At 37.1% G+C, this 13,152-nt stretch carries 11 protein-coding genes; all 11 read left to right on the top strand.

Annotated features, from left to right (window positions below; genetic code table 11):
* Positions 1-18 precede the first annotated feature (18 nt).
* The 11 genes from kduI (at position 19) to AC1W31_RS13980 (ending at position 13,050) form a co-directional block, all read left to right on the top strand.
* Positions 19-849, top strand: coding sequence for a 5-dehydro-4-deoxy-D-glucuronate isomerase (gene kduI, locus AC1W31_RS14030; protein ID WP_481735094.1), 831 nt, complete (start codon positions 19-21; stop codon positions 847-849).
* Positions 850-856: 7 nt separating this feature from the next.
* Positions 857-1,162, top strand: a complete 306-nt coding sequence (locus tag AC1W31_RS14025; protein WP_481735093.1) for a hypothetical protein — start codon at positions 857-859, stop codon at positions 1,160-1,162.
* A 17-nt stretch (positions 1,163-1,179) separates the two neighbouring features.
* Positions 1,180-1,779, top strand: coding sequence for a sugar phosphate isomerase/epimerase family protein (locus AC1W31_RS14020; protein WP_481735092.1), 600 nt, complete (start codon positions 1,180-1,182; stop codon positions 1,777-1,779).
* 22 nt (positions 1,780-1,801) lie between these two features.
* The gene (locus AC1W31_RS14015; protein WP_481735091.1) at positions 1,802-3,166 is read left to right on the top strand and encodes a sulfatase-like hydrolase/transferase; all 1,365 of its coding nucleotides are present in this window, start codon (positions 1,802-1,804) and stop codon (positions 3,164-3,166) included.
* Complete coding sequence (locus AC1W31_RS14010) at positions 3,159-4,307, top strand: DUF4861 family protein (protein WP_481735090.1); 1,149 nt, start codon at positions 3,159-3,161, stop codon at positions 4,305-4,307. Before AC1W31_RS14015 ends, AC1W31_RS14010 begins: the two co-directional genes overlap by 8 nt.
* A 25-nt stretch (positions 4,308-4,332) precedes the next feature.
* On the top strand, positions 4,333-5,532 hold the full coding sequence (locus AC1W31_RS14005) for a glycoside hydrolase family 88 protein (protein WP_481735089.1): 1,200 nt from the start codon (positions 4,333-4,335) through the stop codon (positions 5,530-5,532).
* A 12-nt stretch (positions 5,533-5,544) separates the two neighbouring features.
* Positions 5,545-8,214: an alginate lyase family protein gene (locus AC1W31_RS14000; RefSeq protein ID WP_481735088.1), complete on the top strand. Its 2,670-nt coding sequence runs from the start codon at positions 5,545-5,547 to the stop codon at positions 8,212-8,214.
* Between the two features lie 3 nt (positions 8,215-8,217).
* Positions 8,218-9,657, top strand: coding sequence for a sulfatase (locus AC1W31_RS13995; protein WP_481735087.1), 1,440 nt, complete (start codon positions 8,218-8,220; stop codon positions 9,655-9,657).
* Positions 9,658-9,680: 23 nt separating this feature from the next.
* Positions 9,681-11,249 carry a sulfatase gene (locus tag AC1W31_RS13990; protein WP_481735086.1) on the top strand — a complete coding sequence of 523 codons (1,569 nt, stop codon included), beginning with the start codon at positions 9,681-9,683 and terminating at the stop codon, positions 11,247-11,249.
* A 35-nt stretch (positions 11,250-11,284) separates the two neighbouring features.
* The gene (locus AC1W31_RS13985; protein WP_481735085.1) at positions 11,285-12,451 is read left to right on the top strand and encodes an alginate lyase family protein; all 1,167 of its coding nucleotides are present in this window, start codon (positions 11,285-11,287) and stop codon (positions 12,449-12,451) included.
* Between the two features lie 185 nt (positions 12,452-12,636).
* Positions 12,637-13,050 (top strand): FAD-dependent oxidoreductase, encoded by a 414-nt coding sequence (locus AC1W31_RS13980; RefSeq protein ID WP_481735084.1) that lies wholly within the window; start codon positions 12,637-12,639, stop codon positions 13,048-13,050.
* Positions 13,051-13,152: the final 102 nt, after the last annotated feature.

Genomic DNA, 13,152 nt, shown 5'->3' with positions numbered 1-13,152 from the left:
AACTTAATTTTAGAAACTATGCAGGTAAGATTTGAAACCAGCCCAAAAGAAACGAGTGAAATGAAAACGCAGCAATTGCGTGATAATTTTTTGGTTCAAAATCTGATGAAATCAGGCAAAATATCATTAGTTTATTCTCACTATGATAGGCTGATAATAGGCGGAGTAGTTCCACTTTCTGATGCAATTAGTTTGCCGTATGAAGAAGAGCTTAAAGCAAATTTTTTTTTAGAAAGAAGAGAAATGGGTATCATCAATGTGGGCGGTAATGGCACAGTAACGGCAGATGGTCTGGTTTATAAATTGGAAAAACTTGAATGTGTTTATTTGGGCAAAGGCACCAAAGGGGTAAGTTTTTCAAGTGAAAACCCTTTAGAACCAGCACATTTTTATTTGTTGTCAGCCCCTGCTCATCACACTTATGTCAACAGAAAAATGACAAAGGCAGAAGCAGCTCCAGTCAATCTTGGAGATAATTTAACCTCAAATAAAAGAACGATTTACAAATATATACATAACGATGGTATCGAAAGTTGCCAATTAGTAATGGGGCTAACAGTTTTGGAGAAAGGTAATGTTTGGAACTCTGTTCCACCTCATACACATACTCGCAGAATGGAGGCCTATTTTTATTTTGATGTTGATGAAGTTCAAAGGGTAATACATTATATGGGCGAGCCACAAGAAACCAGACATTTAGTGGTAGCCAATCATGAAGCAGTAATATCTCCGCCTTGGAGTATGCACTTTGGGGTTGGTACAGCTAACTATGGTTTTATTTGGGGAATGGCTGGCGAAAACAAAGAGTTTACGGATATGGATCCTGTATCAGTTTCAACAATAAAATAAATAAGCTATGAAACCCGAAACCTCAAGAAGAAATTTTGTAAAATCCTTTATGATAGTACCTGCTCTGAGTTCATTTGTAGCAGGAAACAAGGATGAAAAGTCATTCAATTTAGAAGATAAGTCAAAAAGAAGTAAGCTAAAAACAAGCTTAAATGCTTATTCTTTTAGTACTCCTTTAACCGACAAGTCTATGAACTTAGACGATTTGTTGGATTTTTGTGCAGAACAAAATTTTGATGGGGTAGATTTAACGGGATACTTTTTTCCAAATTATCCGCAAGTCCCTTCTGATGAATATATATATATCATATAAAGCGAAAAGCTCATTTATTGGGTTTGGGAATCACTGGAACTGGTATTCGAAATGATTATACCAATCCTGACCCTGAAAAACGTAAAGCAGATGTTCAATTGATCAAGAACTGGATTGAAGTGGCCTCCAAATTAGGTGCCCCTGTTATTCGTGTTTTTGCTGGTGTACTTAGACCCAAAGAATATACTTGGGATCAAATAGCAACTTGGATGGTTAAAGACATTCGTGAATGTGTAGAATACGGACAAAAGCATGGGGTAATTGTGGCCATTCAAAACCATCATGATTTTATACAAACTGCCGATGATGCCATTAAGATAATAAAAATGGTTAATATGGAATGGTTCGGTTTGATATTGGATACAGGCAGTTATCAGCAAGGTGACCCCTATGCGCAAATTGCTCAAACGGTGCAATATGCAGTAAACTGGCAAGTAAAAGAAAACATTTTTGTAGACGGAGTCGAAGTAAAAACAGATTTAAAAAGGCTGTTTAAAATTATTAAAGAATCGGGGTATAGAGGGTACCTTCCAATTGAGACACTTGGTAAAGGAGATCCAAAAGAAAAAGTAAGTACGTTTTTAAAAGAAGTTCAACAAGCATTAAATGAAGTTTAGTGCATGAAATTTTTAAAGAAAAATGAAAAAAAACAGTTTTATTCTATTCTTTGTATTCTTGGTTATAAATGTTTCTGCACAAACTAAGCAGTCGAAATCAAGCACTACAAAAAAGCCAAACATCATTTTCATCCTTGCTGATGATTTAGGAACGGGTGAAGTTGGGTGTTATGGCTCAGATAATAACAAAACGCCAAATATTGATAAGTTGGCAAAAACTGGTTTGAAATTTAACCATGCCTATACAGCACCTTTATGTGGACCTTCAAGAGCATTAATCCTAACAGGTCGCTATGCTTTTCGTACAGGAGCTGTCAATCAGGATATGGTTGGAAAATTAAAACCATCAGAAGAAACATTAATACCAACAGTCTTAAAAACAGAAGGTTATAAAAGTGCTATGATTGGTAAATGGAGTCAGTTTGGTTTAACTCCGGCCGACTTTGGTTTTGATGATTATATCACTTTTAAGGGCAGTGGAGTATATTGGGCAAAAGAAAAAAAGAAAGCCGAAGAATATTATGTCAACGGTGAAACCAAAGCTTTGGGCGATGAAGAGTATATGCCAGATTTGATGCATACGCAATTGGTAAATTTCATCAAGCAAAACAAAAACAACCCTTTTTATATACATTATGCCATGGTTCATGTCCATTCCGTATTGCAACCAACCCCCGATAGCAAACCTGACACCAAAGATATTTATGCCGATAATATAGCTTACATGGATAAATTGGTAGGCAAACTCATTAAAACATTAGCAGAGCTTAAACTTCGAGAAAATACACTAATTGTCTTCATGGGCGATAATGGAACTGCTAACGAACAATATCCAAAAGCAACAATCGGTGGCAAACAACTTTCTGGAAAAAAAGGCTCTATGTTGGAATGTGGTAGCTTAGTGCCGATGATTACCAATTGGCCAGGTGTGATTTCGCCTAACAAGTCCACTAAAGATTTAATAGATGCCTCTGATATTTTACCAACCCTGGCAGATTTAGCCGGAGCAAAATTACCAGAAAATAAGATTTTAGATGGCAGGAGTTTTGTTCCACAACTTAAAGGACAAAAAGGCAGCCCAAGAGACTGGATTTTTATGGAATTGGGTAATCAATGGTATGTCAGAGACCAAAAATTCAAATTGAACAGAGCAGGTGAGCTTTTTGATATGAGTAAAGCTCCCTTTGAAGAAAATCTGGTAGCCAATGTTTCAGAAAATAAAGAAGCGAGCGAAGCTAAAACACGTTTGGTAGCAGTTTTAGAGCGACTCAATCCAGCGGGGGGAATTATGGATGAAGCAGACGGAAGCGGACGACACGGTAATAAAGTAGAGAAAAATGCTAAAAAAGCTGAAAAATTGAAGAAAAAAGAAAATAATAATGATTAATATAAGAAAATTAGGATTCCTTTTGATGACCCTCGGTTGCGTATTCGCTAAACCATTAATAGCTCAAAATCAAAAAGTAATAATCACGATTTCAAACCCCACTTCGTCAGACCGAAAAGAAGAAGTAGTAGCTATTGCTTGGAAAGATATTTCACTAAAATACCCAAGCATAGATACATCCGATTTTAAGATAATCAATAGTCTTACCAAAAAAGAAATACCTTTTCAATTGGAATTTCGTGGGGAGAAAATGATTCAAAACCTGTTAATTCAATTGGATTTAATAGCGAACGCTTCAGCCAAACTTATTATTCAGAAAGGAAAATCAGGTACTTCTGTTACAAAGACCTATGGGCGTTATGTACCCGAGCGTAAAGATGATTTTGCTTGGGAAAATGATAAAATTGCTTTCAGAATGTATGGAAAAGCCCTCGAACAAACCCCAAAAGAGATGGCTTACGGCATAGATGTGTGGGTGAAAAGTACTTCCAGAATGGTGCTTAATGAACGTTATAAAAGAGGCAAATACCATGACAATCTGGGCGATGGCATGGATTATTACCACGTTGGTTACACTTGTGGAGCAGGTAATAGTTATCCCTATGTCAATGATTCCATCTATTACTCCAAAAACTATGTACGTTGGAAAGTCTTAGATAATGGCCCACTTAGAACAACTTTTGTATTGGAATACGACGACTGGGACGTAGCTGGCATGAAAGTAAAAGCCACCAAAACCATTTCATTAGATGCTGGTTCTCAGTTCAATCGGGTTGAAGCTTTGTACAATTATACTGAGAAACCAAGCTTAGATTTAGTAGTTGGTATTATCAAAAGAAAAGACCAAGGAACGATGTTATTGGACGAAAAACAAGGCATCATGGGCTATTGGGAACCACAAATGGGCGAAGATGGTATAACCGGGGTAGGAACCATTCTATCTACCCCAACTATCAAGATGAAAGTTAGTAATACGCAATTGTTGTCTCAAGCTACTTGCCAAAAAAACGAATCATTTGTGTATTATACAGGGGCAGTTTGGAACAAAGCAAATGTAATTACTACTGCCACCGCATGGTTTAGCTATTTGCAGACATACAAAAACCGCATTGAAAAACCACTTAAAGTAACATTCGAATAAGAATTTTGTAAAAAATCAAATAAATATGAAAGAGTGTATTTTAGTCCTAAGCCTTTGTTTTGCAGTTGTGTCACTAAATGCTGAAGCTCAGAATAAAGAAAATAAAGAAGGAAAAGTATCCCCCATTGACCACGCTAATGCTCAGTTTGATTTTGCATTTGAAGAGATAGCCAAGGCAAAAGCCAATGGAGCGAAAGGGGTAAGTCCAAGAGCCACCAAAGGCGATACTTTGGTCTTAGTGGCTTCAAAGGACTGGACAAGTGGTTTCTTTCCAGGCAATCTTTGGTATATGTATGAACTCACCAAAGACAAAAAATGGTTCGAAAAAGCCAGAGAGTTCACTGCTCCATTAGAGCAAGAAAAAACCAATGGAACTTCGCACGACATGGGTTTTAAAATTTATTGCAGTTTTGGTAATGGATATCGGTTCACAAAAGACCCAAAATATCGTGACATTATGATTCAATCGGCTCGTACTTTGATTACTCGTTTTAATCCTAAGGTTGGCTGTATTCGCTCGTGGGACCACCACGCCGAAGTATGGGATTTTCCTGTAATTATTGACAATATGATGAATCTTGAACTGCTTTTTTGGGCATTTAAAGAAACAAAAGACTCTACGTTTTATAAGGTTGCGGTAAGTCATGCCAATACAACCCTGAAAAACCATTTCAGACCTAATTTTAGTTCATATCATGTCATTGGCTATGACACTAAAACAGGTGCTGTTACCAAAAGAAATACGCACCAAGGAAATAATGATGCCTCATCATGGGCCAGAGGGCAAGCTTGGGGACTTTATGCCTACACCATGTGCTATCGTGAAACAGGCAATAAAATATACTTGCAACAAGCTGAAAACATAGGTAACTATATTTTAAACAACCCAAGCACACCCAAAGATTTAGTGCCTTATTGGGACTACAATGCGCCAAAAATACCCAATGAACCAAGAGACGTTTCTGCGGCTACAATTACCGCTTCGGCTCTTTATGAACTCAGTACAATGGTTCAAGAAAAAGCAGTTTTTTACAAAGAAACAGCGGATAAAATCATGAAAAGCCTCAACAAAAACTACAAAGCCGAACCACTAACGAACAAAGGTTTTTTGTTGATTCACAGTACGGGTAATCTGCCAGCAAAATCGGAAATTGACGTTCCTATCGTTTATGCTGACTACTATTATTTGGAAGCTTTGTTGAGAAAAAGAAAATTAAATAAATAAATACCTTCAAGTATGAACCTTTCCCGATTATCGAAATTCATTTTCATCATGGCTTTCTTTGTTCAAAATGCACAAGGACAAAAAACGCAACGCTTTAAAAATGAGGTATTTCCTTGTATTGATTCTCTCATAAACATCCAATATGGTGAGGCCAAAAATATAACTGGTGAGGCAGAAAAATTATTGTTAGACATTTATTCACCAGCAGCAGATAGCTTAAAAAAACGTCCTCTCATCGTATTTATCCATGGTGGTGGTTTTGTAAATGGCGATAAAGCAAAAGGTTTTCAAATGCTATTTAGTCGAAGTTTTACAAAACGTGGTTATGTGACAAGCTCTATCAATTACAGATTAGGAATAGAAAAACCAAAATCTGACACCTCGTATTTTGAGGCAATGATTCGGGCCGTTCAAGATGCAAAGGCTGCCATTCGTTTTTTTAGAAAAAATGCTGAAAAATATGGCGTAGATACTACCAAAATCTATGTTATGGGTGGCTCAGCTGGCTCTATGACTGCCCTACAACTGGCTTATCTTGACCAACAGGAAGTACCCAAATACATCAATATTCAAAAAAATGGTACGTTAGAAGGAACAAGTGGTAACGCAGGTTACTCTTCAAAAGTACACGCTGTGGTGGACTGTTGGGGAGCAATGGTTGACTATCATTGGATTCAGCAAGGTGATATTCCCATGTTTAATATTCATGGAACTGCTGATGTAACTGTGCCTTTTGATTCTATTTATGCTTATCATGGTTTTAAATATGGTAGCAAAATTTTGTACGAAAGAGCCTTAGCCATAGGCGTTCCGACAGGTATGCGACTGTATGCGAATGCAGGACATAACATCGGAAATGAAAATCAATTTGATGCGTTAAAGGAAGCAAGTCAATGGCTTTTTGCACAACTGAACAGTAATGAAGATTCAAAGGGAATACTAAGATTTGAAAAAGATATTCAGGCGTTTGAAAAATTAGATAAAACGGAATCCTACTCATCAAACGCTATTTTAGTTACTGGAAGTTCCTACATCCGTTTATGGAAAACCATTAAGCATGATTTAGCTCCACATGAAATTATTCATCGAGGTTTTGGAGGGTCAAATATTGGAGAAATGGCTTACTATATTGACCGAATCATGGCTAATCACGCTTTCAAAGCCATCGTTTTTTATTCGGGAAGTAACGATATTACGGCAGGAAAACAAGATAAAACTCCGACCCAAGTGTTAGAAACCTTTAAATCTATCGTACAAAAAGTTCGTCAAAAACACCCAACTACGCCAATTTACTATGTTGCTATTTCACCGAACGAACGTCGATGGGCGGTTCATAATGACATTGTAACAGCGAATGGATTGTTTAAAAACTACTGTCAAAATACGCCAAACCTGCACTTTATTGAAACAATGCAGCAACTTTTAGGTAAAGATGGCAAATACCAACCCGAATTGTATATCAATGATAAACTACATTTTAACGAAAAAGGCTATAAAATTTGGACTGAAGTCATCAAAGGGGTTTTAGACAAAGACTTAGCCAAATATAATTCTTCGCTTTTAATGTTGGATGAATCAGTATTAGCAAAGAATCTAAAAACCATCACTGATAATTCTGACCCTACCAAAAAACAAGCACTTAATAATCTTTTGAATAGTGCCGATAAGCTTGTCAAGGAAGGGAAATTGTATTCGGTCATGCACAAAAAACAAACCCCACTCAGTGGCGATAAACATGACTATATGAGTACGGGACCTTATTGGTGGCCAGACCCTTCAAAGCCCAATGGATTACCTTATATCAGAAAAGATGGGGAGCGTAATCCTGAGTATTACGACATTACAGATTCGGAAGAAATGGACAAAGTTGAAGACGAAGCTGAAATTTTGACTCTGGCTTATTACTTCACAAAAGACGAACGATATTCCGAATTTGCTTCCAAAATCATCAAAACATGGTTTTTAGATAAGGAAACCCGTCAAAATCCCAACTTAAATTTCGGGCAAGGTATTCCTGGAATTAATACGGGTAGAGGCATTGGATTGATTGAAACCAGAGGTTTACATAAAGTAATTGATGCAGCCATTTTATTACAAAATTCTAAAAGTTGGTCAAAAGGAAATCATGAGGATTTAAAAAAATGGTTTTCAGATTTCTTGACGTGGATGATTGAAAGCCCATTGGGTAAAGACGAAGCCGATGAACACAATAACCACGGAACGCATTATGATACCCAAATTCTATCTTATGCCTTGTTTTTGGATAAAATGGACTTGGCAAAAAGTCAAATAGATACCACAAAAAAAAGAATAGCAAGTCAGTTAAAACCTGATGGTAGTCAACCTTTTGAATTGGCACGAACCACCTCATGGGGCTATGTAAATATGAATTTGATGGGCTTTTTTCATAATGCACGTTTAGCTGAACATCTGAATATTGATTTGTGGAAGTATCAGACTGCCGATGGCAAAAGCCTACAAAAATGCGTAGATTGGATGTTGCCCTACCTTAAAAAAGAAAAAGCTTGGGACTATAAGCAAATCAAGAAAATAGAATACCACGAAACGGTAAATATCCTGAAAATAGCGGCAGAAATGTATGCAAATCCTGCTTATGATAAATTGGCAAAAGAAATAGACGAACCAACTTACAATTCATTTTTAGGACAATTAACCTTTTAAAATATGGCACGGATGATTGTGGTTATTCAAGTTTTTGTACTAATATCTTTATTTTCAAAACCCGTTTATTCGCAAGAATTAACTAAAAATCCACCCAATGTACTTTTCATCGTAGTGGATGATTTGAACACCTCGCTTGGTTGCTACGGAAATAAAGAAGTGTTTTCGCCAAATATTGATCGTTTGGCTGCAAAAGGAGTTCGTTTTGATAGAGCCTATTGCCAATATCCATTGTGTAATCCGAGTAGAGCTTCATTTTTAAGTGGGAGAAGACCTGAGACGACTGGTATTTATGTCTTAAATGTTTCAGCCAGAACAGCTCTTCCAAATGCTGTGATGTTACCCCAATATTTTCGCCAAAAGGGTTATTTCACTGCAGGTGCAGGTAAAGTTTTCCATAATGCAAAAATGAGTGATGCTGCTTCTTGGGATTTTTATGAAGATGGAACGGGGAATGACCCCGAAGAAAAAGCGGCAATTGATGCACGCTATGGTGGCGGAGATGGAAAACCAAAAGCTTTTGTGCTTTCATCAGACGGTTCAAAAACACGTGATGGAGTGAATACACAAACTATTTTAAAGTTTGTGAGAGAAAAAACGAATGAAAAAAAGCCCTTCTTTTTAGCCGCAGGTTTCCATAAACCGCATTTACCTTGGACTGCCCCAAAACGTTTTTTTGACTTATATCCAAAAGACAAAATTATTATTCCGATCGAACCAAAAATATCCGATGTCCCACCAATTGCTTTACAAACTGAATTATCGGGTTTTTCTCAACCAGACAGAAAAGAAGCGATTCAAGGTTATTATGCTTGTATTTCATTTACAGATTCACAAATTGGGATTTTATTAGATGAAATGGACAAACTTTCTTTATGGGAAAATACCATCGTCGTTTTAGTGGGCGACAACGGCTTTCACCTTGGCGACCACGATGGTCTTTGGGCAAAGTTAAGTCAATTTGATGTTTCTACCCATGTGCCAATGATTATGGCTGGGGCTGGAATTCCAAAAGGGAAGGTCGTCAATTCGCCAGTCGAACTTTTAGATATTTATCCAACATTAGTGGCTTTAAGTGGTGGGGCAACTCAACCAGATTTAGAAGGAAAAAATTTAGTCCCTTGTTTAAGTGGGAAAAACCAACCGATACCACCTGCCAAAAGCATGGTTTTTCATTATGATAGTACCCAAAATATAGATGTTTTAGGTAGAACAATCATCGACAAACAATGGCGATATACTGAATGGGATAGCGGCAAAAGAGGAACAGAACTGTATTTTTATGAAAACGACCCGAAAGAATATATCAATCAGGTCAAAGAACCAAAAAATCAAAAAATTGTATTGAAAGGAAAATCCGTTCTTACAAATTCACAAGTACCCAAAGCCGGCGAAGCAAATCGCCCCAGAGCATTATTAAAACCAGGAATGAAGTCAAATTAACCTTGTGTAAAATAGATAATAAAATGAAAAAAATAACCACTCTTTTAGTATTTTTCCTTTCAATTTCAAGCATTTTTGCCCAAACCCAAAATAAGCCGAATGTGCTTTTTATTGCGGTAGATGATTTGAAACCTGTATTGAATTGTTATGGCGAAAGTCAAATGATTACTCCTAATATTGACCGATTAGCCAAGATGGGGACAGTTTTTATGAATAATTACTGCCAACAGGCTGTTTGTGCCCCTACCAGAGCCAGCCTTTTAACTGGCCAACGACCTGATTATACCAGAATTTGGGATTTGAAAACCCAACTCAGAGACATGGTTCCCAATGTAGTCACCCTACCTCAATACTTTAAAGAAAATGGTTATACTACTGCTACTATCGGCAAAATGTTTGACCAACGCTCCGTTGATAAAGGAATGGATGTACCTTCTTGGAGCATTCCTGCTGTGTCTTATGGAAAATATCCAAGTAATTATGCTGCAGGCTTTGAAAAACCAGTAAATGGCTATCAATTACCCGAAACAAAAGCAAAAATCGCCAAAATTGAGGCCGAAGCCAAAAATCGTGGTCTCACAGGCACTGAATTAACAGAATTTTTGGCAAATAATAAAGGGCCAGCCGTCGAGTCGGCAGATGTACCTGATGATGCCTACATGGATGGCGTAGTAGCTAAAAACGCTATTGAAATGCTTGGGAAACTTGCCAAAGACCAAAAGCCATTTTTCTATGCTGTGGGTTTTGTTAAACCACATTTACCTTTTATTTCGCCTAAAAAATATTGGGATTTATACGATCGTTCAAAAATTAAGATTTCTGGAGTTCAGCAAATGCCCGTAGGAGCACCCGAGTATGCCGCTCAAAATTCTGGTGAACTGTACAATGGCTATCTTTTGAGCAATTTCGATCATTTCGATTCAAAAGCCACCGCACAATCAGAAACCATTCAAAGAGAGTTAATTCACGGCTACTATGCATCTGTAAGCTATATGGATGCACAAGTAGGAAAATTATTGGATGAATTAAAAAAACAAGGATTAGATAAAAACACCATTATTATACTTTGGGGTGACCACGGTTGGCATCTTGGCGACCACGGGCTGTGGTGCAAACACGATAATTATGAACAAGCAACCAAAGCCCCACTAATCATTGCATCACCAGCATTTAAAGGAGACCAAAAAGCAAAAGGATTCACGGAGTTTGTCGATATTTTCCCAACTTTAACAGAGATGGTAGGTCTAAAAACACCGGGCGGTTTAGCGGGAAAAAGTTTAGTTCCAGTTTTGAAAAACCCTAAAATTGAACTAAAATCATTTACTCAAAGCCAGTATCCAAGAAAAGGTGATAAGATGATGGGTTATACGATTCGGACAAAACGTTACCGATATGTTGCTTGGTATGAACAAAATTATAGAAATACAATAATTCTATCGACTGCAAAACCGATAGCTGTGGAATTGTATGATTATCAAAAAGATGCTTTGGAAACCGAAAATTTAGCATCAAAAACAGAATATAAATCTGTTTTGATAGACCATGAGAAATTGATGTCAGAATTTTTAGCCAATCAAAAACAATCCAGATAAAATTCCTTATCAACGGGTTAAATAACAAATACCAAATGAAAATTTTTGCCAAATTATTGATTATTACTGTATTATTTCCATTTGTTGGATTTGGACAAAGTTCATTATTTAAGACTTTAAGCCCAATTCTAAAAAAAACAGTGCTTAGTAATGCCCAAATTGCAATGACCGAGAAGCCCATCACGGTTACTGCCCAACAATGCGAACGTTCCGCAGGTGGCTTGCATGATTTTTATTCAGAAGGCGATTATTGGTGGCAAAATCCCGAAGACCCAAACGGGCCGTACATTCAAAGAGATGGGCAGTCAAACCCCAACAACTTCGTGGCACATCGCAAGGTAATGATTCGGTTTAGTCAAATAATTGGTACTTTGGCATCGGCGTATTTGCTAACCAAGGACGAAAAATACGTCAAGAAAGCGTTTGAACATCTCAATGCTTGGTTCATTGACGAAAAAACTTACATGAACCCTTCATTGCTTTACGCCCAAGCCATCAAAGGTAAAGTAACAGGACGTGGCACTGGTCTGATTGACATGATACAAATGATGGAAGTAGCACAAGGGGTACTTATAATGCAGGGTGCTAAAATTGTTAATATTCAAGACTTAGCAAAGGTAAAAGATTGGTTTGCAAAATATTTGGTTTGGGTGAATTCGCACCCTTACGGTATTGAAGAACGTGATGCCAAAAACAACCATGGTACCTGCTGGGTCATGCAAGTGGCATCATTTGCCAAACTTACTGGTAATCAAGAAATGATTAATTATTGCAAGAATAGATTCAAAACGGTCTTATTGCCCAACCAATTAGAAAAGGATGGTAGCTTTCCACTCGAACTTAAACGCACAAAACCTTATGGCTATTCGCTCTTCAATTTAGATGCCATGACCACAGTTTGTGGTATACTTTCTGACGAAAAAGAGAGCCTATGGGATTTTAAATTAGACGATGGGGAAACCCTAAAAAAAGGAGTAGAATTTCTTTACCCTTTTGTGGAAAATAAAGCCACGTGGAAAAATCCACAAGATGTAATGTACTGGAATGAATGGCCTGTCGCACAACCTTTCTTATTGTTTGGATATCAAAAATATAAAGAACATGCTTGGTATGATACTTGGAAAAAGCTCGAACATTTTCCGAAAAACGAAGAAGTAATTCGAAATTTACCTATAAGAAACCCTTTGATTTGGGTATATTAACGAAAATTAGAAGTAGATAATATTGGTACTCAACTAACAAATATCTATTTTAAGATTTTGATTTTTTATTGTTTACCTATGTTGGAGTGCATCAAAAAGTACGACAAAACTTTCGCATATTACAGAGTTACATGCCATTTTAGGACGACCGCAAACTAAGACCGAACAATATCAATTTGAAAATTATGCAAAGAAGAAAATTCATTAAAGACACATTGACAGGATTGCCGCTAATCCTAATGACACCGCCACTTTTGGCAAGTAGTGGTAAAGACGATGAAAACATAAATCCAAACGGTAAAACCGTTGTGGTAATTGGTGGCGGAATTTCAGGACTTGCTGCCGCCAAAAAATTAAAAGAAAAAGGGTTTAATGTTATTGTATTAGAAGCACAGGAAAAAGTTGGTGGACGAATGCGAACTGATAGAAGTCTTGGCGTTGCTTTTGACGAAGGTGCAAGTTGGATACACGGACCAAATGGCAATCCAATTACAAGTCTTGCCTCACAATCAGGGGCAAATACTTTTTTGACTTCTGACGACAGCGTTGAAGTAGAGGTTTTCATTACAACCAGACGGAAAGTAGCGGTTTCAACCTAAAAATTTAGTTGTGTTACTTATATTTTATTTATATTTTACTTATTTTTGGGCAATAATTGGAGTATCACCTAAATTTTGAGGAAATTAGCCACTGCAAAAAAT

The organism is Arcicella sp. (genome assembly GCF_964672035.1).
This window is presented reverse-complemented; position numbering and strand designations above follow the sequence as displayed.